Consider the following 22790-nt stretch of genomic DNA (forward strand, 5'->3'; position numbering starts at 1 on the left):
CGTGACCGACGTATCAGCCCCCGCCCCCCGCCGCCCCGGCGAGCAGGCGCTCGCCACGCTCGGCCTCGCCGCACCCGAGGACCACCCCGCGGACACCTCCGCCCATGCCTTTCCCGACGGTGGTCTCTGGCGTACCGAGATCCCCTCCGTCGAGGGGCCCGAGAGCCTCGCGGTGGTCCTCCAGGAATCCGCCCGTCTCGATCTGCCGGTGCACCGGGTCAGTCAGGGCAGCGGAGTCTGGATGCTCTCCGACGCCGAGATCACCGAGATGGCCGAGGCCTGCGCGGCCCGCTCCGTAGAGCTGTGCCTGTTCACCGGGCCGCGCGGCACCTGGGACACCGGCGGCTCCACCCGTACCGACTCCGGCGGCGCCGGACTGCGCGCCAGGGGCCATGGCGCGATGGCGGGCTGTGTCGAGGACGCCCTGCGGGCGACGGAGCTGGGCGTACGGTGCCTGCTCGTCGCCGACGAGGGCGTGCTCTGGACCCTGCACCGGCTGCGCGCCCGGGGCATCCTGCCCGCCGACACCACCCTCAAGGTCTCCGCGCTCGTCGGTCCGGTCAATCCGGCCTCGTACGCGGTGTTCGAACGGCTGGGGGCCGACTCGATCAATGTGCCCTCGGATCTGACGCTCGCCCATCTCACCGAGATCCGCCGGATCAGCCGCGCCCCCATGGATCTCTACATCGAGGCGCCCGACGATCTCGGCGGCTATGTCCGGATGTACGAGACGGCGGAGCTGATCCGACGCGGCGCTCCGCTCTATCTCAAGTTCGGGCTCTCCAAGTCGCCCGGCATCTATCCGTACGGCGCACAGCTCCGTGAAACCGCTCTCAACGCCGCCCGCGAGCGGGTACGCCGCGGCCGGCTGGTGCTCGATCTGCTCGTCCGGCACGGCGCCGACGGCGGGATGTCGCCGCTCGGTTCCCGGCTGCCGGGCCCGCTCAGCCGTTTTCCCCTCACCCATGACAAGGACTGATGCCCCCATGCGTATTCGCCGTGCCCGCCGGGCCGCGCTCGCCGTCACCGCCGTGTCCCTCGTTGTCTCCCTCGCCGCCTGCGGACAGAACAGCGAGGGCGGCAGCAAGGACGAGTCGAAGGGCGGCGAGGGCTCCACCGTCGGTATCGCGATGCCGACCAAGTCGTCGGAGCGCTGGATCGCCGACGGCTCCAACATGGTCGCCCAGTTCGAGAAGCTGGGCTACAAGACGGACCTCCAGTACGGCGAGGACGATGTCGCCCAGCAGGTCTCCCAGATCGAGAACATGATCACGAAGGGCGTGGATGTCCTGGTGATCGCCGCGATCGACGGACGCGCTCTCACCGATGTGCTCCAGCAGGCCGCCGACCAGGACATCAAGGTGATCTCCTACGACCGGCTGATCCTGGGGACCGAGAACGTCGACTACTACGCGTCCTTCGACAACGAACGGGTCGGTGTCCTCCAGGCCGACTACCTCATCGACAAGCTGGGCCTCAAGGACGGCACGAAGAAAGGCCCGTTCAGCGTCGAGCTGTTCGCGGGCTCCCCCGACGACAACAACACCCGGTACTTCTTCGACGGCGCCTGGAAGACCCTCAAGCCGTACATCGACTCCAAGCAGCTCGTGGTCAGGAGCGGCCAGACCAGGCTGGACCAGATCACCACCCTGCGCTGGGACGGCGGCACCGCGCAGAAGCGGATGGACGACCTGCTGACCAAGGCGTACGGCTCGCGCAAGGTCGACGCGGTGCTCTCGCCGTACGACGGGATCTCCATCGGCATCCTCTCGGCGCTGAAGTCCGACGGGTACGGGACGCCCGCCAAGCCGTATCCGCTGGTCACCGGGCAGGACGCGGAGGTCGCCTCGGTCAAGTCCATCATCGCGGGGCAGCAGACGCAGACGGTCTACAAGGACACCCGCGCCCTGGCCAAGCAGGCCGTGCAGATGGCGGACGCCGTCCTGAACGACAAGAAGCCCGAGGTCAACGACTCCAAGACCTATGACAACGAAGTCAAGGTCGTACCGGCCTATCTGCTGGACCCGGTGAGCGTCGACCGGTCCAACTACAAGGCCGTGCTCGTGGATTCGGGCTACATCAAGGCAAGTGACCTGACATGACCGCCCCCGTCCTGGAGATGCGCTCCATAGTGAAGACCTTCCCCGGGGTGAGAGCGCTCTCAGGTGTCAGCCTCTCGGTCGCGCCCGGGGAGGTGCACGCGGTCTGCGGGGAAAACGGCGCCGGCAAGTCCACCCTGATGAAGGTGCTCAGCGGGGTTCATCCGTACGGGAGTTATCAGGGCGAGATCCTCTTCGAGGGCGCGCCCTGTGCCTTCAGGGACATCAGGGCGAGCGAGGCCCAGGGCATTGTGATCATCCATCAGGAACTGGCCCTGGTGCCCTACTTGTCGATCGCCGAGAACATCTTCCTCGGCAACGAGCACGCGACCAGAGGCATCATCAGTTGGAACGAGACGCTGAAGCACGCGGCGGCCCTGCTCGAACGGGTCGGGCTGCGTGAGCGGCCGCAGACCCGGGTCGCCGACATCGGGGTCGGCAAACAGCAGCTCGTGGAGATCGCCAAGGCCCTCGCCAAGCGGGTGAAGCTGCTGATCCTGGACGAGCCGACCGCCGCCCTCAACGACGGCGACAGCGCCCAGCTCCTGCGGCTCATCCTGGAGTTGAAGGCCCAGGGCATCACCTCGATCATCATCTCCCACAAGCTCAACGAGATCGCCGAGGTGGCCGACTCCGTCACGATCCTGCGGGACGGCAGGACCATCGAGACCCTCGATGTACGGGCCGGCTCCACCACGGAGGACCGGATCATCCGGGGCATGGTGGGCCGCGATCTCGACCACCGCTTCCCCGAACGCACCGCGTACGAAGGCGATCCGGGCGCCGAGCCCGCGCTCGAAGTCCGCGACTGGACCGTCCATCACCCCATCGACCAGCAGCGCAAGGTCGTCGACGGGGTCTCGCTCCAGGTCCGCAGGGGCGAGATCGTCGGGATCGCGGGGCTGATGGGCGCGGGCCGCACCGAGCTGGCGATGAGCCTCTTCGGGCGCTCGTACGGCCGGGGCATCAGCGGCACGGTGTTCAAGGACGGCCGGGAGATCCGGACCCGGACGGTGCCTGAGGCCGTCGCGCACGGCATCGCGTATGTCACCGAGGACCGCAAGCAGTACGGGCTCAATCTCATCGACACCATCGGCAGGAACATCACGATGAGCGCGCTCTCAAAGGTGTCCAGACGGGGCGTGGTCGACGAGCACGAGGAGACCCGGGTCGCCGAGTCGTACCGCAAGAGCATGAACATCAAGGCCCCGACCGTCTTCGAACAGGTGGGCAGGCTCTCGGGCGGCAATCAGCAGAAGGTCGTCCTGAGCAAGTGGATCTTCGCGGGCCCGGATGTGCTGATCCTCGACGAGCCGACCCGTGGGATCGACGTCGGCGCGAAGTACGAGATCTACACCGTCATCGACCGGCTCGCCGCCCAGGGCAAGGCCGTTGTCCTCATCTCCTCCGAACTGCCCGAGCTGCTCGGCATGTGCGACCGCGTCTACACGATGGCGGCCGGCCGGCTCACCGGGGAGGTCCCCCGGGCGGAGGCCACCCAGGAAGTGCTGATGCGCCATATGACCAGGAACACGAGGTAAGCCGACATGGGTCCGGTCACCACCGACACACCGCAGGACGGCGTCCCGAAGAAGGGCGCGCCGGGTGCGGCCCCGCCGCCGTCCCCGTCCGGGCGCCCCGCCGCGGGCGCCCTGCTGCTGGAGGCGGCACGCCGCAATATGCGGCAGTACGGCATGCTCATCGCACTCGGCCTGATCATCGTGCTCTTCCAGATCTGGACCGACGGTGTGCTGCTCAAGCCGAACAACGTCACCAATCTGGTGCTCCAGAACAGCTATATCCTCGTCCTCGCCATCGGCATGATGATCGTCATCGTGGCGGGCCATATCGATCTATCCGTCGGCTCACTGGCCGCGTTCGTCTCCGCCGCCTGCGCGGTGATGATGGTCCGGCACGACATGCCGTGGGTGCCCGCGCTGGTCCTCGGGCTGCTCATCGGCGCACTGGCCGGTGCCTGGCAGGGGTTCTGGATCGCGTACGTCGGCATTCCGTCGTTCATCGTGACGCTCGCCGGGATGCTGCTCTTCCGCGGCGGTACGCAGATCTTCCTCGGGTCGCGCTCTCTCGGCCCGTTCCCCGAGGGCTTCCAGAAGATCGCGACCGGCTATCTCCCCGAGGTCGGCCCGGTCACCAACTACCACAACCTGACCCTGCTGCTGGGGCTCGCGCTGCTGGCCGTCGCGGTGTTCCAGGAGGTCAGGGACCGGCGCCGGCAGCAGGCGTACGAGCTGGACGTCCTCCCGCGCGGTCTGTTCCTGCTCAAGTGCGCGGGGCTGGCGGCGGCCGTGCTCGCCTTCACCCTGACCCTGGCCAGCTACCGGGGCGTCCCGGTGGTCCTGCTGCTGCTCGCGGCGCTGCTCATCGGCTTCGGTTATGTGATGCGCAACGCGGTCGTCGGGCGTCATGTGTACGCGCTGGGCGGCAATCGCGCGGCGGCGAAGCTGTCCGGGGTCAAGGACCGCCGGGTGACCTTCCTGGTCTTCGTGAACATGGGGGTGCTGGCCGCGCTGGCCGGGATCGTCTACGCGGCCCGGCTCAACGCGGGCGTACCGCAGGCGGGCATCAACTTCGAACTGGAGGCCATCGCCGCCTCGTTCATCGGCGGGGCGTCGATGAGCGGCGGTGTGGGCACGGTGTTCGGCGCGATCATCGGCGGGCTGGTGCTGGGGGTGCTGAACAACGGGATGTCGCTGGTCGGCATCGGCCCGGACTACCAGCAGGTGATCAAGGGGCTGGTGCTGCTGGCGGCGGTGGGCTTCGACGTCTGGAACAAGCGCAGGGTGGGCGCCTGAGAGCGCTCTCAGCTTCGAAATACGCGCGGCGCCGCAGCGCACCTGAAAAGTGCTGCGGCGCCGCGCCCCCGTATTCCACTTACGGCTTGCGTGCCACGCCCGCGTATCCCGGGATGGGCTCGTCGCCGGGAACCGGCACGGCCTCTCCCAGTTCCGGACGCCAGTCGGCGGCCAGTGAGACCCCCGGCTCGATCAGTTCCAGACCGTCGAAGAACGCGGCGAACTCCTCCCGCGACCGCAGGGCCAGGGTGAGCGCCCGCTGCTGGTACAGCTCGCGCGCCTGGTCCGCGCTCCTCCGGTCGAAGTCGCCCGTGGCATGGGAGAGGACCAGATAGCTGCCGGACGGCAGCGGGTCGAGCAGCCGGCGCACCAGTTCGTGCGCGCCGTCCTCGTCCGAGATGAAGTGCAGCAGCGCGATCAGGGAGAGCGCCACCGGACGGTTCAGATCGAGGATCTTCCCCGCCGCCTCGACGATGGCCTCCGGATCGCGCGCGTCGGCCTGGACGTACTCGGTGACACCGCCCGGGGTGCTGCGGAGCAGCGCCTCGGCGTGCCGGAGCACGATCGGGTCGTTGTCGGTGTAGACGATCCGGGAGTCCGGGGCGACCTCCTGGGCGATCTGGTGCAGATTGGGTTCGGTGGGGATGCCCGTCCCGATGTCCAGGAACTGGCGTACCCCGCCGGTGGTACCGAGCCAGCGTGTGGCGCGGTGCATGAACGCCCGGTTGACCCGGGCCATGTCGGGCCCCCGGGCGTCCAGCGCGAGCAACTGCTTCGCCATCTCCTCGTCCACCGGATAGTTGTCCTTGCCGCCGAGGAACCAGTCGTACACCCGGGCCGGGTGCGGCTTGCTGGTGTCGATCGGGTCGTTCCCGGTCATGTGCGCTCCATGAGTCTCAGGGTCGGTGAGCAGGATCTGTGGAACACAGGGTCTGCGGTAGAACGGGCCGGACGGTCAGGACGGGTGAAACAGGTGGGGCAGGCGGGGCAGGTGGGACGGTTCGGCGGACGGCCGGGCGGTCAGGTCAGCAGGAAGTCGGCCTGACCGGCCTTCGCGCCCTGGATGAACGCCGCGATCTCGCTGGTCGTATAGATCAGTGCGGGGCCGTCTGGGTCCGCGGACTGGCGCACGGCGACTCTTCCGTCGGCCAGCTTCATGGTCTCGACACAGTTGCCGCCATTGCCACCACTCCACGGCTTGCGCCAGCCTTCGGCTCCGAGCTCGGCGGCGGGCATGCCGTTGTATATGGGATCCATTCACAGCTCCTTGCGGAGATCCCTGAGGATCTCCTTCGTGCGTTGTGCAGTTGCGGCCTGGGCCGCCATCCGGTCCATGACCTCCAGGTGGGTGGCCACTTCCGGACGTGCGTCGAGATAGACCGCGCCGGTCAGGTACTCGCTGTAGACCATGTCCGGCAGTTCCGGTTCGGCGAACCGGAAGATCACGAACGGCCCGTAGGTACCGGGATGGTGTCCGCTCGAGAATTCCGCGATCTGCAGGGTGATATTGGTCAGGGCCGAGGCTTCGAGCAGCCGGTCGATCTGCTCCCGCATCACGTCGGGACTGTCCCCGACCGGGCGGCGCACCACGGTCTCGTCCATGATCACCCAGAATCTGGGCGCGTCCGGGCGGGTGAGGAGCGACTGGCGCTGCATACGGAGTGCCACATGCCGTTCGATCCCCTCGGGCTGCGCCTGTCCCACGGCGCCGGCCCGCATCACCGACCTCGCGTACTGCTCGGTCTGCAGCAGCCCGGGTACGAAGTGCGGTTCGTACGCGCGCAGCAGGGCGGCGGAGCCCTCCAGACTGACGTACATGCTGAACCAGTCCGGCAGGATGTCGTGGTACCGCTGCCACCAGCCGGGTTTGTTGGCCTCCTCGGTGAGCTCGACGAAGGCCTCGGCCTCGTCCTCAGGGATCCCGTACGCGCGCAGCAGTAGCTGTACGTACGGGATCTTGAGGGCGACCTCGGCGGTCTCCATCCTCCGTATGGTCGCGGGGGCCACCCGGAGCAGCTTGGCGGCCTCCTCGCGCTTCAGTCCGGAGCGCTCACGTAGATCCTGCAGACGTCTGCCGAGTACGACCTGACCCACGGTCGGGGCGGACCGCGGTTCACTCACTTTGGGTCCTCCCCACGCACGGTTACCAGCAGTCTGCCATGTCTTTCGGACGAAGAACACGGCACTCTGAAAATTTCAGAGTGCCTCTTGCCAAGTGTCTCCGGCGGGTGGAGAGTGGGTGGGTGAACCAGTTCACGCGGTTGTCGGGCTCTGCCATGGGAGAGTTTTGCGCTCGGCCGCTGCTCCCCCACCGTTAGGAATCGGTCGTGGCACCTGGTAACGCGCTCACCCCCCCGCTCATAGCCGTGTGCCCCCCTGGCAACGTTGTCCGCCGTTACGGGTTCCAGCTTCCCGCTCACGCAGAGTCAGTGGCCCGTGCGCGGAAGCTCACCCGCGACCGGCTCGCCCAGTGGGACATGGACGAGGAGACCCGCGACACCGCGGTGCTCATCGTGTCCGAGCTGGTCACCAACGCGATCGTGCACGCGGCCGGGGACCGTGTCGTCTGTGAGATACGCGAAGGCGAGGGCCGGCTGCGGATAGCCGTGGAGGACCAGGGCTACGGCCCCACGGGCCCCCAGCTCCACGACGCGGCCCAGGACGAGACCGAGGGCGAGGGGGGCCGGGGTCTGTTTCTCGTCGACTCGATGTGCAGCGGCTGGGGAGCCCACGACACATCGGGATACGGCCCCGGGCGCGTGGTCTGGGCCGAACTGCCACATGGACATGGAACGGAGCAACCGTGCTGAGGACCGCACTCGACCGCCTCGCACGTGGCCTGCGCGACGGCCGGGACATGGCCCCCCGCCGCGTCGAGCTGCCTCTGCCCCCCACGCTGCCCGCCTCGCTCGGCTGTGACGCGGTGGGCGTCCCGGCGGAGCACGGCTTCCGGCTGATGGCGCGGCTGCCCAAGAAGGGCTGTGTCTTCGCCGACGCGGACTGGTGGTGGTGGATCGTCCCGGCGGGCTCCGATCTCGATCTGAGCTGGCCGTCGCCGGCCCGCTACATATCGGGCACGGTCGTCCCGGCGGCGCACCCGCGGCTGATCCACTGGCCGGAGGAGCCCACGCCGTACACCCCGCCCATCCCCTTCTACCTCATGGTCTGCCAGCTCACGGGGACGGCTCCGGCCTGGACGCCCCGTACTGCGCCCGGAACGGTGACGGCACGGCACTGAGCGGCGGGCAGCAACAGGTCGCGGCCGGTCGCTCCGGCGGACCGCCCCTGTCCACGGCCCGGGGCCCATCGCATAGGCTCGGCCGCGACATGAACACCAACCACACATCCCTCGGGCCCAAGGCCGACAAAGAGACGGTGCGCAGGCACAATCTGAGCCTTGTGCTGCGGGCGGTACGGGACGAGGGAGAGGCCACCCGGGCCGGAGTGGCGGCGCGGGTCGGGCTGACCCGGGCGGCGGTGTCGTCGCTGGTGGAGCAGTTGCTTGAGAGCGGTTTCCTCTCCGAGTCCGGCAAGACGTTCAGCGGGCAGGCCGGGCGCCCCGGCACCGTACTGAAGGTGACGCGCTCCGGACCCGCGGGCATCGGCGTCGAGATCAATATCGACTATGTCTCGGTGTGCGTGGTCGATCTGTCCGGCACCGACCGGGTCCGGCTCACGGAGCACATCGACAACCGCGGCGCCCGTCCCGCCGAAGTGCTGGCCCGTGGCGCCCGGATCGCCGCCAGGACCCTGGAGTCCGCGGCGGAGCAGGAGTTGGTGCCCGTGGGGGTGCAACTCGCCCTGCCGGGGCTGGTGTCGGGCGGTACGGTCCGGCAGGCGCCGAATCTTGGCTGGAACCGGGTCCCGGCCGAGGAGCTGTTCGCGCGGGCGCTGGCCGAACTGCGGCCCGACGTGCCCGCGCTGCCGGTGAGTTCGGAGAACGAGGCCAATCTGGCGGCGCTCGCCGAGCTGTGGTTCGGCGGGCTCGGACCGCTCCGTACGTTCCTCTATCTGACCGGCGAGATCGGGGTGGGCGGCGCGCTGGTGCTGGACGGTGAACTGCTGCGCGGCGCGCACGGGTTCGCCGGGGAGATCGGGCATGTGGTGGTCGACGCGAAGGGGCCGCTCTGCCGCTGCGGCTCCCGGGGCTGTCTTGAGCAGTACGCGGGCCAGTCCGCGCTGTTGCGGGCGGCCGGCATCGACGAGAACTCGGGGGTGCCGGGCGTCGCCGAGCTGGAGCGCCGGGCGCGCGCCGGTGACACACGGGCCGTGGCGGCGGTCGAGCAGGCCGGGCTGATGCTGGGCCGGGTCGTGTCGGGCTCGGTGAACCTGTTCGACCCGGAGGCGGTCGTCCTCGGCGGGATCTACCGGGATCTGATGCCCTGGCTGTCCCCTTCGGCCGACCGGGAGCTGACCGCCCGGGTGGTTTCGGGGCTGTGGCCGCGCGACAGCGGGCGGCTACGCGCGTCATCGTCGGCGGGAGACGCGGCACGCGGGGCGGCGGCACTGGTCGTACGGGCGGTGCTGGCCGATCCGGTGGCGTACGTACAGCGCGCCGCCAACTGACCGTACGAATACGAACAGCGGCGCCACGGACCGACCGTACGTACAGCGGCGCCACGGGCTGACCGTATGTACAGCGCGCCACGGACCGGCAGTCCTGGCGCGTACGCACAGCACCAGCACTCGTACGTACAGCGGCACTTGTACCCACCGCGCGACGCGGGCCGGGCCGTGTGTGCGTTACGGCCCGGCCCGCGCCGGGGTGTGCTGAATCCGCCGGGGGGGTGCGGTCAGCGGACGCCCAGGAGGTGGTCCATGGCGAGCTGGTCGAGCTGCTCGAACGCCATGCCGCGCGCGGCGGCCGCCTCGGCGTCGAACTCCTCGTATGCGGTGCGGTCGGCGAGCAGCGCGGCCAGTCCGTCGGCGGCGGTGGGCTGGGCGAGTTCGTCCAGGCGCGAGGCGCGCAGCGCCTCCTGGACCGCCGGGTCCGCGCGGAACGCGGCGGCGCGCTCCTTGAGGATCAGATAGTTGCGCATGCAGCCCGCGGCGGAGGCCCACACCCCGTTGAAGTCCTCGGTGCGCGGCGGCTTGAAGTCGAAGTGCCGCGAGCCGTCCCAGCCCGCGCTCTCCAGCAGGTCGACCAGCCAGAACGCGGCCCGCAGATCGCCGGCGCCGAAGCGCAGGTCCTGGTCGTACTTGATGCCGTTCTGACCGTTGAGGTCGATGTGGAAGAGCTTGCCCGACCAGAGGGCCTGGGCGATGGAGTGCGGGAAGTTCAGCCCGGCCATCTGCTCATGGCCGACCTCCGGGTTCACGCCGTACAGCTCGGGGCGCTCCAGGCGCTCGATGAACGCGAGGGCGTGGCCGACGGTGGGCAGCAGGATGTCGCCGCGCGGCTCGTTGGGCTTGGGCTCGATGGCGAACCTGAGGTCGTATCCCTGCTCGGTGACATACGCGCCGAACAGGTCGAAGGCCTCCTTCATCCGCTCCAGCGCCTGCCGTACGTCCTTGGCGGCGCCCGACTCGGCGCCTTCCCGGCCGCCCCAGGCGACAAAGGTCTTGGCACCCAGCTCGGCCGCGAGATCGATGTTCCGGAGGGTCTTGCGCAGCGCGAAGCGGCGGACGTCCCGGTCGTTCGCGGTGAACGCGCCGTCCTTGAAGACGGGGTGGGTGAAGAGATTGGTGGTGACCATGGGCACCACCAGACCGGTCGAGTCCAGCGCCTGCCGGAAGCGCTTGACATGCGTCTCGCGCTCCGCGTCCGAGGAGCCGAAGGGGATCAGGTCGTCATCGTGGAAGGTCACACCGTACGCGCCCAGTTCGGAGAGGCGCTGTACGGATTCGACCGGGTCCAGGGCCCGGCGGGTCGCGTCCCCGAACGGATCCCTGCCCTGCCAGCCCACGGTCCACAGACCGAAGCTGAACTTGTCCGCAGGGGTGGGTGTGAAGCGTTCCGTCATTCTCTGGCCGCCTTCGGTACCTCAGGTCCGGCACGTGCCGACCTTTTTGTTTCCTGACATGACTAATAATGCACTCCGGCGCGGGTACGCAAAACCCCCGGGGTGCGGTGATCAGTGCGGGCCGGGTGGCGAGCCGCCGGGCGGGTGCCACCCGGCGCATACGGACGAGCACGTTCGGACACCGGCGAGGATCCGCCACCCCCGTTCCGGTGCGCGGCGCCATCGCGTAATTTGTTTTTCCGACGTCAAATCTCCGACGTCAAAGGCGTGCTCCAGGCAGGCACCGAGTCAGGAAGAGGTACGTCCATGTCGCAGAGCCCGGTGGTCGGCCCGGTGGTCGTCGGCGTGGACAGTTCCACCCAGTCCACCAAGGCGGCCTTCACCGATGCCGCCACAGGCCGGCTGCTCGCGGTGGGGCGCGCGCCGCACTGGGTGACCGGCGAGGGCGGCGCGCGCGAGACGGACCCGGAGGTGTGGTGGAACGCGCTGCGGGAGGCGGTCGCCGCCGGGCTCAAGGAGTCCGGCGTCGACGCCTCGGCCGTGGCCGGTATCGCCGTCGCCGGCCAGCAGCACGGACTTGTGGTGCTGGACCGTATGGGCCGGCCGCTGCGGCCCGCGCTGCTGTGGAACGACACCCGCTCGGCCCCGCAGGCCGCCGCGCTCACCGAGGCGCTGGGCGGCCCCGGGGCCTGGACGGCGCGGACCGGTTCCGTACCGGTGGCGTCGATGACGGCCTCCAAGTGGCAGTGGCTGCGGGAGAACGACCCGGCGATCGCGGGCGCCACGGCGGCGGTCCGGCTGCCGCACGACTTCCTCACCGAGCGGCTCTCCGGCACGGCGGCCACCGACCCCGGCGACGCCTCGGGCACCTGCTGGTATTCCACGGCGACGGGTGCGTACGACCCCGAGCTGCTGGACCTCCTCGGGCTCGACCCGGCGCTGCTGCCCGCCGTCGCCACGACCGGCGCCGCGCGGGTGGGCTCGCTGACCGCGGGGTCCGCGGCGGAGCTGGGCCTGCCCGCGGGCATCGCCGTCGCGGCTGGCACCGGCGACAACATGAGCGCGGCGGTCGGGCTGGGCTTCGGGGGCGCGGGCCTGCTGGACCATCCGGTGCTGAGCCTCGGCACCTCGGGCACGGTGTTCGCGGCCACCCGTACCCGCCCGGGCTCCCCCGCGCTCGCGGGATTCGCCGCGGCGGACGGTACGTATCTGCCGCTGGCCTGCACCCTCAACTGCACGCTCGCCGTGGACAAGGTGGCGGCGCTGCTCCGGCTGGACCGGGAGGACGCGGTGCCGGGCGGCGAGGCCGTACTGCTGCCGTATCTGGACGGCGAGCGCACCCCCGACCTGCCGGCCGCGTCGGGCCTGCTGACCGGGCTGCGCCATGACACCACCCCGCAGCAGCTCCTCGGCGCGGCCTACGAGGGCGCGGCGGTGACGGTGCTGCGCGCCCTGGACGAGGTCCTCCGCGCCTGCGGACTGGACCCCGCCGCCCCCGAGGCCGCGTCCCGCCCCCTCCGGCTGATCGGCGGCGGCGCCCAGGGCCGCATGTGGGTCGAAACGGTCCGCCGCCTCTCCGGCCGCCGCCTGATCATCCCGCCCACCACCGAACTGGTGGCCCTCGGCGCGGCGGCCCTGGCGGCGAGCGCGGCGACGGGCGAGGACCCGGTGGCGATCGCGACCACCTGGCACACGGGCGAGGGCACCGAACTCCCGGCGGTGGAGCGGGACGTGGAGACCTGGGAGCGAGTCGGCTCGGTCCTGGACAGGGCGGCCCCGAGCCTGTTGTCGTAACGGCCAAGGACGGTACGGAGCGGCCGGCCGGCGCGCGTGCGGCGCCGGCCGGGTCGCCGCGCGTTAGCGGTGGGCGACGTGGCGACGGGCGGCCCGGCTCTGAAGCCGGAAAGGCACGTCGGCCGGCCCGGCTTCGGGGCCGCAGCGCCCCTCAGTCCGTGGTCAGGCCCGATGCCGCCTGGGCCAGGGTGGTGAGCACCGGGTGGATCAAGGGGTGGGCCTCGGCTCCGCGGCGTACCGCGGCGAAGACTCTGCGGGTGGCGGCCGGGCCGGAGACCGGGCGTACGACCGCGCCCTTCAGCTCCATGCCGCGCAGGGCCGAGCGCGGGACCAGGGCCACTCCGGCGCCCGCGCCCGCGAGGGCGGCGACGGCGCGGAAGTCGTCCGAGGAGTGGGCGAGGCGGGGCTCGAAGCCCGCCAGTTCGCAGGCGAGCTGTATGACGTCGTGGCAGGGGTTGCCGGGGTACGGGCCGATCCAGTCGCTGTCGGCGAGCGCGGCGAGCGAGACCTCCGGGCCCAGGGCGAGGGTATGCGCCGCTGGCAGGACCGCGTCGAACGGCTCCGCGTACAACGGCACCCGGGAGAGCCGCTGGTCGTCCTCGCGCGGAGCGCCCCGGTACTCGACCGCCACCGCCAGATCCGCCTGTCCGTCGAGCACCATGGGCAGGCTCTCGTCGCCCTCGGCGTCCCGGACCCGGACCCGGATGTCGGGGTGCGGCCCGGCCAGGAGCTGGAGGGCCGGGGCCACCACCTCCGCGATGCCGGTGGCGAACGCCGCGACCGTGACCTCGCCGGCCGAGCCTCCCGCGTACGCCGCAAGCTCCGCCTCGGCCCGTTCGAGCTGGGCGAGCACCGCGTGCGTGTGGCCGAGCAGTATCTCCCCGGCCGCCGTCAGCCGTACGCCCCTGCCGCTCCGGGTCAGCAGGGAATGGCCGGTCTCCTGCTCCAGTACGGCGAGTTGCTGGGAGACGGCCGAGGGGGTCAGATACAGCGCGGCGGCCGCGGCGGTCACCGTGCGGTGGTCCGCCACAGCACGCAGTATCCGCAGCCGCCGTACATCGATCACCTGGCCATCTTGCCAGGTGAGAGCGGTTTCGGGCACCCGCGGGGGAGTCAACAGCGGGCCTTGTCGGATCGCCCCTTCAGACCCTCTGCCGGACCTCCCGGTCGGCCCTCCCCGTCAGCCTTCCTGGCGCATCGCCTCGCGCGCGTCGACGAAAGCCGCCACCGCCCGCTCCACATCCTCCGTGGAGTGCGCCGCGGAGAGCTGGACCCTGATCCTGGCCCGGTCCATCGGGACCACCGGATACGAGAAACCGATCACATAGACACCGCGCTCCAGCAGGAGTTCCGCCATCCGGCCCGCCTCCGCCGCGTCGCCGATCATCACCGGAGCGATGGGGTGGTCGCCCGGCAGGATCTCGAAGCCCGCCTCGGTCATCCTCGTACGGAACAGCGCGGTGTTGGCGTTCAGCCGGTCCCGCAGCCCGCCCGCGCTCTCCAGCAGGTCCAGGACCTTCACCGACGCGGCGGCGATCACCGGGGCGAGGGAGTTGGAGAAGAGGTACGGGCGGGAGCGCTGGCGCAGCAGGGCCACGATCTCGGCGCGCGCCGCGACATAGCCGCCGGACGCGCCGCCGAGCGCCTTGCCCAGCGTGCCCGTGATGATGTCGACGCGGTCCATCACCCCGTGCAGTTCGGGCGTGCCGCGCCCGCCCGGGCCGACGAAGCCGACGGCGTGCGAGTCGTCGACCATGACCATCGCGTCGTACCGGTCGGCCAGGTCGCAGATCTCGGCGAGCGGCGCGACATACCCGTCCATGGAGAACACGCCGTCGGTCACGATCAGCCGGCGGCGCGCGTCCTGCGACTCCTTGAGCCTGGCCTCCAGCTCGGCGAGGTCGCGGTTGGCGTACCGGAGGCGGCGGGCCTTGGAGAGGCGGATGCCGTCGATGATGCTGGCGTGGTTGAGGGCGTCGGAGATGACCGCGTCCTCCGCGCCGAGCAGGGTCTCGAAGACTCCTCCGTTGGCGTCGAAGCACGAGGAATAGAGGATCGTGTCCTCCTGGCCGAGGAACGCGGAGAGGCGCTGCTCCAGCTCCTTGTGAATCTCCTGCGTACCGCAGATGAAGCGTACGGAGGCCATCCCGTACCCCCAGCGGTCGAGCGCGTCCTTGGCGGCGGCGACGACGTCGGGGTGGTCGGCGAGGCCGAGATAGTTGTTGGCGCAGAAGTTGAGGACCTCACCGGCGCCGCCGCCCGCGGTGACGGCGACCGAGGCGCTCTGCGGGGTGGAGATGACACGCTCGGGCTTGAAGAGACCGGCGTCGCGGATCTCGTCGAGGGTGGCGGACAGATCGTCCCGTACGGACGCGAACATCGGCTTGCTCCTTTTTCTTGGGGCTCGGTTCGCCTCCGGGGCGCTCATGTCGATGCCGACGGTCGACCGTGCTCGGTCCGCTCGGTCCGCTCGTTCCTCGCGAACCTGCGCGCGGTCTCCCTTTCGGCACCGACCGCGCCCCTTCGGCTCACTCGCCGGGGGGGTGGCCGGGGTGGTTGGGTCGGAGTGCTGTGTCGGCCGAGATGGTCCGGTTTACGCGGTCCAGTCGAGGATGATCTTGCCGCTTCGCGCGGAGGACGCCTCCTCGAACGCGGCGTCGAAGTCCCGGTACCCATAGCTGCCCGTGATGACAGGTGTGAGATCGAGCCCGCCTTCGAGCAGGACCGTCATCGCGTACCAGGTCTCGAACATCTCCCGGCCGTAGATCCCCTTGATCGTGATCATGGAGGTGACGATCTTCGACCAGTCGACGGCGAACTCCTCGGCGGGCAGGCCGAGCATCGCGATCCTGCCCCCGTGCGTCATGTTGTCGACCATGTCGCGCAGGGCCTCGGGGCGTCCTGACATCTCCAGGCCGATGTCGAAGCCCTCCTTGAGACCGAGCCGACGCTGTGCCTCCGCGATACCGATACCGGCGTCGGAGACATCGAGGGCGAGGGTCGCGCCGGCCTTGCGGGCGAGGGCGAGGCGGTGCGGGCTGACATCGGTGATCACCACATTGCGCGCTCCGGCGTGCCGGGCGACGGCCGCGGCCATGATGCCGATGGGGCCCGCGCCGGTGATCAGTACGTCCTCGCCGACCAGCGGGAAGGAGAGCGCGGTGTGCACGGCGTTGCCGAAGGGGTCGAAGATCGCGGCGACATCGAGGTCCACCTCGGCGCGGTGCACCCAGACGTTTTCGGCGGGCAGGGCGACATACTCGGCGAACGCGCCGTCGCGGCCGACGCCGAGTCCGACGGTGCTGCGGCAGAGATGCCGGCGGCCGGCGAGACAGTTGCGGCACCTGCCGCAGACGAGATGGCCCTCGCCGCTGACAAGATCGCCCACGGCGACGTCCCGTACCTCGGAGCCCACGGCGGCGACCTCGCCGACGAACTCGTGCCCCAGGACCCGGGGAGTGGTCACGGCCTGTCTGGCCCAGCCGTCCCAGGCGCGGATGTGCAGGTCGGTGCCGCAGATACCGGTACGGAGCACCTCGATCAGCACATCACCGGGACCGGTCACCGGCTCCGGTACGTCCGTGAGCCACAGGCCCGGCTCGGCATTCCGTTTCACAAGTGCCTTCATGGGCGTGGCTCCCGGCGTGCTGGTGCTGATCGTGCTGGCGCTGATCGGTCGTCCGTGGTGCGGACATCGGTGTCGTCCGCAGTGCGGACACCGGTGATCATTGTTCGGTGTCCGGCACCAATCTGCCGAGCACCGGCCGTCCAGTCCATCGAGGATTTCTTAACCGGCCCAACAGCGCAGCTTCACGCGCCGGCGCGGCTGCGCCTCCGGCACCGGCGGGGGCGCCGGGCGGGGGTGGGCGGTTCTTCGTCAACGGGCTTGCGGGGACGGGGGACGTGCAGGGCGAACGCCCCGGGGAGCAGCATCACGGGGCCGGGCGCGCCGAGAACGGTGAGCCGGCGCGCGGCCGGACGGGTGAGGGCCACGGCGGGCGCGGGGGTGCCGGGAGCGGGGGTGCCGGGAGCCGGTGGTGATACGGAGCCGGGCTCGGGCCCGGGCTCCCGCGACGGGTCCGGCGGGAGGTCTTGCGAATCTTGCGGCAGCTCCCGAGCCTCGGCCGGCTCCGGGCTCGTATCCGCCTCCGGTGTCACGCCTGCGACGCCCGGGTCCCGGCTCGTATCCGGCTCCGATCCCAGGCCCGCCCCCTCCAGCAGCCGTGCCGCCGACGAGCGCGACAGCAGGACGACTCCCCGCGCCGCGACCACCGCACCGCCCAGGGCCGCCGCGACTCCGGGCACACCGCCCTCAAGGCGTTCGCCCAGGAGGATGACCCCTATGGCCGCCGCGGCAACCGGATTGGCCAGCGTCAGCACCGCGAGCGGGGCGCCCAGTCCACCGCGGTAGGCGGTCTGGGAGAGCAGCAGACCGCCCGACGCGAGGGCCGCGACCACCAGGGCCACGGCCGCCACCTGCCACAGCGGCAGTATGTCCGCGTCGCCTTCCGCTCCCGCCCTGCCATGGGCCGTGGCGGCGACCGTCACGGTCTGGGTGAGGGCCGAGGCGACACCCGAGGTGATGCCCGAGGCCGCCGCGTGCCGGAGGCCGGGCCGGGCGCCCGGCCGACTGAGCAGCGCGACCAGCGCCAGCGCGACACCTGCCACTCCGAGCGCCTGCGCCAGGGTGAGGGTGTCGTCCGGTTCGCCGTCGGCGCCCGCCGCCGTGATCAGGATCGCCGTCAGGCCGACGAGGGTGAGCGCCGTGCCGCGCCACTCCGCCCGGCTGACCTGCCGCCCGGCCCGGCGCGCGCCCAGCGGTACGGCCGCGACCAGGGTGAGCGCGCCCAGCGGCTGGACCACGGTGAGCGGCCCGTACGTCAGGGCCACGACATGCAGCAGTGCGCCGGACGCGTTCAGTCCGACCGCCCACCACCAGGCGCCGCTGCCGAGCAGGGCGAGCAGTCCGGCCTTGGATGCCGTACGGGCGGCGAGCCGCTCCTGCGCCACGGCCGCGGCGGCGTACGCGACGGCGGACACCAGCGACAGTGCGACAGCGGCCACCGTCGCGCCGTTCATCGGGCCGTTCCCGACGCGAGGCCGGACGCGATGACGGGCACGACGCCCGGTGACGGGATGAGCGGCATGATGCGCGAGGGGACGCCCGACGCGATGAGCGGGACGACCACGGGCACCCGTACCGGTTCCGCTTCCTTCGCCGCCTCCGGCCGTGGCTCCGCCGTGGGCCGCGGCCGCGCCGCCCTGTCCCGTACGGACGGGTGGGACCGTACGGCCTGAGCCCGCCGCCCCGGCGCCCGGATGCAGGTCAGCACGCCCGACAGGAGCACAACGGCCACGACCGTGTCGAGCCAGTAGTGGTTGGCGGTGCCGATGACCACGAACAACGTGATCAGCGGGTGGAGCAGCCAGAGCCATCGCCAGTGCGAACGGCCCGCGGCGATGAGTCCGACCGCCACCATCAGGGCCCAGCCGACATGGAGCGACGGCATCGCCGCGAACTGATTCGCCACCGAGTCGGTGGTCGGCGTGTCGGCGTACACCGAGGGACCGTACACCTGGCCCGTGTCCACCAGCCCGGTCGCCTCGACCAGCCGCGGCGGCGCGAGCGGCATCAGTACGTGGAGGACGAGCGCGGCACCGGTCAGCGCGGCGAGCGCCCACCGGGCCCAGACGTAGTGGCCGGGTCTGTGCCAGTAGAGCCAGCCGAGAAAGAGCAGTGTGGCCGGGAAGTGCACGGCCGCGTAGTAGGTGTTGGCGGCCTCGACGAGCGTGCCGCTGTGCAGCAGCAGACTCTGTACGGTGCCCTCGTCCGGCAGGTGCAGAGAGCGCTCCCAGCCCCAGAGGCGGTCGGCGTTGCGGTACGCCTCTTCGGTATGGCCGGTGGCCACCTGTCTGCCGAGCTTGTAGACGAGGAAGAGCGTGGTGACGAGGAGCAGTTCACGGACGAGGGGCGGTCGGGCGGGAGTGTCCTGCTCCCGTTCGGCGGGCCCTGTGCGGGCGAGTTTCACCCGACCCCCTTGCATGGACAGCACGTCGCGGTATGACGGCGTGGTAGTGCGGTGACGCGGTCGTACCACGCCCTAGCGATACGCCAGTGTACCGATACGCTTCCGTATCGGTACACTGGCGTATCGATACCGTCGAACATCACAGTGCCCATCACAGTGCCCATGACAGCGCCCATCGCAGGGACGGGGAGAGACGATGACACCGCAGCGCCGCTCCAAGATCACACCGGAACGGGAGCTGGAGTTCTACGAGGCCGCTCTGGACCTGCTCAGAGAGGGCGGCTACGAGGCGCTGACGATGGAGGGCGTGGCGGCCCGCTCCCGCTGCGGCAAGTCCACCCTCTACCGGCAGTGGGGCACCAAACCGCAGCTTGTCGCCGCCGCGCTGCGCGGCACCCGCTGTGTACGGATCGCGGACATCGACACCGGCACCCTGGCCGGTGATCTGCGGGCCGCGGTCTGCGCCGCCGCGAACAGCGCGGGGCGCGATCTCGCACTTCAGCACGCGCTCGGGCATGCGGCCCTGCAGAATCCCGAGCTGCTGCGGGCGCTGCGCGAGGCGGTCATCGAACCGGAGGTCGCGGCGATCGACGCCATGGTGCGGCGCGCCATCGAGCGCGGCGAGATCAAGGCGGACCACCCGGCGGCGGAGTTCGTGGCCGCGCAGCTCATCGGGGTGATGCGGGCGCGGCCGGTGCTGGACGGGCGGAACGCGGACGAGGCGTATCTGGCGCGTTTTCTGGAGGCGGTGATCTTCCCGGTGCTCGGGCTGGAGACCACCACACCGAAGACAGCCGCTCGGGACGCGCAGGGCGCTCATGACGCCCGGGGCGCGCGGCGGCCCATATCGCCGAAGGCCGTACCGCCGGAGAGCGCCTCGTCGGGAGCGCTCTCAGCGGAGGCCCGTCGGCTGGAGGCCGTCTCGCCCTCATGAACGGCGGGCCGTCGTCCCAGTGGATGACGACGGCGGTCCCGCCCGCGCCGCACCGTGGGGACGGGGGCGGCGCGCCCCCGGCCGGTGGGCCCCTTCCTCGGGAGGGGCCCACCGGCGTACGGACGTACCGGGCGCCCCGGCACGCCCCGGCCTGAACCGTCCCGGGGCGCGGAGCCGTAAGCCGTACATCCGTCTCACTCCCTCACCGCCCATTGGCGTAGCCACGCCGGTCCGGCCGGGCCTCGTACTCCGTACAAGCCATAACGAGAGGTTTTCCGGCCAGTACGGATTTCGCCACGTGGGCGGGTGTCCGAACGCCGGACGGCCGCACCGGATTGCTCCTGCGCGGCTCAGTCGCACGCCAATTCCCTTTGAGCCACGGGCAATTGCCTAGTTGTTGACGCTCCGTCATGGGCATATACGGTCCAGCCCGAATCGCCCCTCGCCGTACAGGAGGCCGATCATGACCTGTGTCACGGGACAGAGCCTGGTCCAGCAGCTTCCGGCTGTGCCGTTCTACTGCCCGGTCCCGCCCGCCCGGCATCCGTCCGTGGCGGCGCTGAACGACCGGACCGTACGGTGGATGCTCAAACAGCGGCTCGACACCGACGAACACCAGCTCAAACGCCTCGCCGTCTGCGACTTCGGCGGGCTGACCGCGTCGACGATGCCGTACGGGGCGCTCGAACGGCTCTCCCTCATGGCCAGATTCCACGCCGTGCTCTTCTCACTCGACGACGGTGTGTGCGACGAGGCCGAGACCACGGCGGATCGGCTCGCCCAGGAGACCTCCCGCATCATGCGCGCCGTGGAGGCGCCCACCGCGCGGGCGTTCGGCGACTCGCCGCACACGGCGGCGCTGCGCAGGCTCCGGCTGGAGGCCGAACGGTTCGCGTCCGCACGCCAGTTGCGCCGACTGACGGAGGCGATGCGCGTCTACACCTCGGGCCTGGTGTGGGAGGCGTCCTGGCGCCGCAACCCGGAACTGCCGTCGCTCGACGACTACATCACCCTGTGGATGCGGGCCATCGGGATGGCGCCCTCCACCGCGATGATCGAGGTGGTCGGCGGCTTCTCGGTGGCCGACGAGGACATGCAGGACCCCCGGATACGGGCGCTCACCGAAATCACCTGGACCCTGGTGAGCTGGGACAACGATCTCTACTCACGGAACAAGGAGCTGGAGCGGGCCGGCGACAATCTCAATCTGATAGATGTCCTCTGCCAGGAGCACGGGGTCGAGCCGCGGCGTGCGCTCGTGCGGGTGGTGGCGATGCGGGACCGGGTGATGGTGCTGTTCCAGCGGCTGGCCGCACAGGTGCTGAAGGAGGCGGACAACGATCTGCGCCGGTACATCAAGGGACTTGGCCAGTTCGTCCGGGGCCATCTCGACTGGGCGTCGATCTGCCCGCGCTACACCGTACGGTCGGGGCCGCGGGCCAGGCCCGGCGGGTGGTGGAAGCAGCAGCCGGCCGACGACAGCCTGGAGCCGCTTCCGATCCCCACGATCTCCTGGTGGTGGGACCAACTGGCCCGCTGAGCAACTGGCTGACTGGCCGTCAGTTGCCTTGCCACCAGCGGCTCAGCGCCCGCCAGGCACGCCTGGGAGCGCTCTCGGTACGTTGCGCCGGGACCGGCGCGGCGGGCTCGGCGAGCACCGGGGCCGACGGATCCACCGGCTGCGACCCCGGCACCGGCTCCGACTGCGACTCCGGCCTCGGCTGTGGCTGTGGCTGTGGTACGGGACCCGAGCCCGGCCAGGGCGAGTCCACCTGCCACTGCGGCCACCCCACGGCGGGCGTCGCGTTCGGCGGCCCGGTGACATCCTGCGGCGGCCGGGGCTCGAAGGTCACAGGCAGCTCCAGCAACTGACGGGACATCAGCGCAGCCTTGTACCGCAGCTCCCGTTCCTCCACGGCGAGCTGGAGGTCCGGCAGCCGTAACAGCAGCGCGTCGATCCCGGTGTCGGCGATGGCGCGCCCGATGTCCTGACCCGGGCACTCGTGCGGGCCGCCGCTGAAGGCGAGATGGGCGCGGTTGCCGCGCATGGAGGCGCCGCGGTCGGGTCGTACCACCGGGTCCGCGTTGGCCCCGGCGATCCCCACGATCAGCGCATCGCCCGCCTTGATGCGTTTGCCGCCCAGCTCGATGTCGCCGACCGCCCAGCGGCCGAGGATCGTGGTGAACGGGGGCTCGTCCCACAGCGTCTGCTCGACCGCTTCGGGCAGGGTCATATGGCCGCCGCTCAGCCGCGCCCTGAACCGGGGGTCGGTGAGCACCATACGCAGCACATTCGCGATGAGGTTGGCGGTGGTCTCGTACGCCGCGATGAGCACCAGCCGCAGATGCTGGGCGACCTCGTCGTCGGTGAGCCCGGCCGGATGCCCGGCCAGCCGGCTCGCGAAGTCCTCCTCGGGCGCGGCCCGGCGCCGCGCGACCAGTCCGCGCAGCACGGTCATCACGTACTCGTTGCTCTCGTTGGCGGTCTCGGTGCCCTTGATCATGTCGCGGGCCGCCTGCACCAGGCGCTCGTTGTACTCCTCGGGCATACCGAGGATCTGCGCCATCACCATCATCGGGAGGTGCTCGGCGAAACGGCCGACGAGATCGGCCCTGCCGTCCTGGCAGAACTCGTTGACCAGCCGGTTGCTGTAGCGGTTGATATGGCGGCGGACGCCGCGGTGGTCGATACGGGCGATGGCGTCGGTGACCGCGCCGCGCAACCGTTCGTGCTCGGCGCCGTCGGCGAAGACACAGAGGGGCTGCCAGGTGAAGACGGGCGCGAGGGGATGGTCGGGGGGCGCGGTGCCATCGTGCAGCGCGCGCCAGCGCCGGGAGTCCCGCGAGAACTGCGACGGCGTGCGCGTCATATGCAGATTCTCGCTGTGCCCGAGGACAAGCCAGGCGGGTACGTCGCCGTGCAGCAGGACGGGCGCGACGGAACCGTGTTCGGCGCGCAGCTTCTCGTACAGGCCCATGGGGTCGTTCTCGGCCTCGGGTCCGTACAGCCGCCGGGCGGGGCAGCCGGGTGGCGGCGCCGCGTGACGGCCGGAACCGGGCGTGGGAAAGGAGGGGGTGGTCACGGTCACTCCGGTGATCGGGATCAGAGAAATACGGTCATTACGGGACAGGGCATGGCACTTGCGAATCAGCGGCGG

Annotated in this window: 19 protein-coding genes and 1 pseudogene; 10 read left to right on the forward strand and 10 right to left on the reverse strand. The window is 70.7% G+C overall.

Going from position 1 to position 22790, the window contains the following annotated elements:
* The first annotated feature begins 1 nt into the window (after position 1).
* Genes ACFU9P_RS04220 through mmsB form a run of 4 tightly spaced genes read left to right on the forward strand, consistent with a single transcriptional unit; the run spans position 2 to position 4912 of the window.
* Positions 2–979 (forward strand): hypothetical protein, encoded by a 978-nt coding sequence (locus ACFU9P_RS04220; RefSeq protein WP_384077704.1) that lies wholly within the window; start codon positions 2–4, stop codon positions 977–979.
* Between the two features lie 7 nt (positions 980–986).
* On the forward strand, positions 987–2102 hold the full coding sequence (gene chvE / locus ACFU9P_RS04225) for a multiple monosaccharide ABC transporter substrate-binding protein (RefSeq protein WP_384077705.1): 1116 nt from the start codon (positions 987–989) through the stop codon (positions 2100–2102).
* The gene (gene mmsA / locus ACFU9P_RS04230; RefSeq protein WP_384077706.1) at positions 2099–3640 is read left to right on the forward strand and encodes a multiple monosaccharide ABC transporter ATP-binding protein; all 1542 of its coding nucleotides are present in this window, start codon (positions 2099–2101) and stop codon (positions 3638–3640) included. The genes chvE and mmsA overlap by 4 nt, the downstream gene beginning before the upstream one ends.
* 6 nt (positions 3641–3646) lie before the next feature.
* Complete coding sequence (mmsB, locus tag ACFU9P_RS04235; RefSeq protein WP_376376936.1) at positions 3647–4912, forward strand: multiple monosaccharide ABC transporter permease; 1266 nt, start codon at positions 3647–3649, stop codon at positions 4910–4912.
* Between the two features lie 79 nt (positions 4913–4991).
* Here mmsB and ACFU9P_RS04240 read toward each other — a convergent pair whose 3' ends face one another.
* The 3 genes from ACFU9P_RS04240 to ACFU9P_RS04250 all read right to left on the reverse strand — a co-directional run bounded on the left by ACFU9P_RS04240 (position 4992) and on the right by ACFU9P_RS04250 (position 7033).
* Positions 4992–5792 (reverse strand): SAM-dependent methyltransferase, encoded by an 801-nt coding sequence (locus ACFU9P_RS04240; RefSeq protein ID WP_384077707.1) that lies wholly within the window; start codon positions 5790–5792, stop codon positions 4992–4994.
* A gap of 140 nt (positions 5793–5932) precedes the next feature.
* Complete coding sequence (locus tag ACFU9P_RS04245) at positions 5933–6169, reverse strand: DUF397 domain-containing protein (RefSeq protein WP_376376940.1); 237 nt, start codon at positions 6167–6169, stop codon at positions 5933–5935.
* Entirely contained in the window at positions 6170–7033 is an 864-nt protein-coding gene (locus tag ACFU9P_RS04250; protein WP_384077708.1) for a helix-turn-helix domain-containing protein, read from the reverse strand.
* 206 nt (positions 7034–7239) lie between these two features.
* Between ACFU9P_RS04250 and ACFU9P_RS04255 the strand changes: the two genes are divergently transcribed.
* The 3 genes from ACFU9P_RS04255 to ACFU9P_RS04265 all read left to right on the forward strand — a co-directional run bounded on the left by ACFU9P_RS04255 (position 7240) and on the right by ACFU9P_RS04265 (position 9478).
* Positions 7240–7722 carry an ATP-binding protein gene (locus ACFU9P_RS04255; RefSeq protein WP_384077709.1) on the forward strand — a complete coding sequence of 161 codons (483 nt, stop codon included), beginning with the start codon at positions 7240–7242 and terminating at the stop codon, positions 7720–7722.
* Positions 7716–8150: a hypothetical protein gene (locus tag ACFU9P_RS04260; protein WP_384077710.1), complete on the forward strand. Its 435-nt coding sequence runs from the start codon at positions 7716–7718 to the stop codon at positions 8148–8150. Before ACFU9P_RS04255 ends, ACFU9P_RS04260 begins: the two co-directional genes overlap by 7 nt.
* Before the next feature lie 89 nt (positions 8151–8239).
* Positions 8240–9478, forward strand: a complete 1239-nt coding sequence (locus ACFU9P_RS04265) for an ROK family protein (protein WP_376376949.1) — start codon at positions 8240–8242, stop codon at positions 9476–9478.
* 227 nt (positions 9479–9705) lie between these two features.
* On the opposite strand, the gene xylA is transcribed toward ACFU9P_RS04265, so the two are convergent.
* The gene (xylA, locus tag ACFU9P_RS04270; RefSeq protein WP_376376951.1) at positions 9706–10875 is read right to left on the reverse strand and encodes a xylose isomerase; all 1170 of its coding nucleotides are present in this window, start codon (positions 10873–10875) and stop codon (positions 9706–9708) included.
* Between the two features lie 306 nt (positions 10876–11181).
* Here xylA and xylB point away from each other — a divergent pair, with 306 nt between their 5' ends.
* Positions 11182–12669 (forward strand): xylulokinase, encoded by a 1488-nt coding sequence (gene xylB / locus ACFU9P_RS04275; protein ID WP_384077711.1) that lies wholly within the window; start codon positions 11182–11184, stop codon positions 12667–12669.
* Positions 12670–12820: 151 nt separating this feature from the next.
* On the opposite strand, the gene ACFU9P_RS04280 is transcribed toward xylB, so the two are convergent.
* From ACFU9P_RS04280 to ACFU9P_RS04300, 5 genes are all read right to left on the reverse strand, one after another.
* Positions 12821–13735: a LysR substrate-binding domain-containing protein gene (locus tag ACFU9P_RS04280; RefSeq protein ID WP_384077712.1), complete on the reverse strand. Its 915-nt coding sequence runs from the start codon at positions 13733–13735 to the stop codon at positions 12821–12823.
* A gap of 114 nt (positions 13736–13849) precedes the next feature.
* Positions 13850–15049: a glycine C-acetyltransferase gene (locus ACFU9P_RS04285; protein WP_376376958.1), complete on the reverse strand. Its 1200-nt coding sequence runs from the start codon at positions 15047–15049 to the stop codon at positions 13850–13852.
* A gap of 213 nt (positions 15050–15262) precedes the next feature.
* Positions 15263–16297 (reverse strand): L-threonine 3-dehydrogenase, encoded by a 1035-nt coding sequence (gene tdh, locus ACFU9P_RS04290; protein ID WP_376376960.1) that lies wholly within the window; start codon positions 16295–16297, stop codon positions 15263–15265.
* Positions 16298–16479: 182 nt separating this feature from the next.
* Entirely contained in the window at positions 16480–17748 is a 1269-nt protein-coding gene (locus tag ACFU9P_RS04295; protein ID WP_384077713.1) for a hypothetical protein, read from the reverse strand.
* Positions 17745–18698 carry a phosphatase PAP2 family protein gene (locus tag ACFU9P_RS04300; RefSeq protein WP_384077714.1) on the reverse strand — a complete coding sequence of 318 codons (954 nt, stop codon included), beginning with the start codon at positions 18696–18698 and terminating at the stop codon, positions 17745–17747. The genes ACFU9P_RS04295 and ACFU9P_RS04300 overlap by 4 nt, the downstream gene beginning before the upstream one ends.
* Before the next feature lie 196 nt (positions 18699–18894).
* Here ACFU9P_RS04300 and ACFU9P_RS04305 point away from each other — a divergent pair.
* Both ACFU9P_RS04305 and ACFU9P_RS04310 read left to right on the forward strand, forming a co-directional pair.
* A pseudogene (locus tag ACFU9P_RS04305) lies at positions 18895–19491 on the forward strand (TetR/AcrR family transcriptional regulator); the annotation flags it as partial.
* 604 nt (positions 19492–20095) lie between these two features.
* Positions 20096–21172 (forward strand): hypothetical protein, encoded by a 1077-nt coding sequence (locus ACFU9P_RS04310; protein ID WP_384077715.1) that lies wholly within the window; start codon positions 20096–20098, stop codon positions 21170–21172.
* Between the two features lie 19 nt (positions 21173–21191).
* On the opposite strand, the gene ACFU9P_RS04315 is transcribed toward ACFU9P_RS04310, so the two are convergent.
* Positions 21192–22715 (reverse strand): cytochrome P450, encoded by a 1524-nt coding sequence (locus ACFU9P_RS04315; protein WP_384077716.1) that lies wholly within the window; start codon positions 22713–22715, stop codon positions 21192–21194.
* Positions 22716–22790: the final 75 nt, after the last annotated feature.

The organism is Streptomyces sp. NPDC057617 (genome assembly GCF_042800555.1).
Classification (GTDB): Bacteria; Actinomycetota; Actinomycetes; order Streptomycetales; family Streptomycetaceae; genus Streptomyces.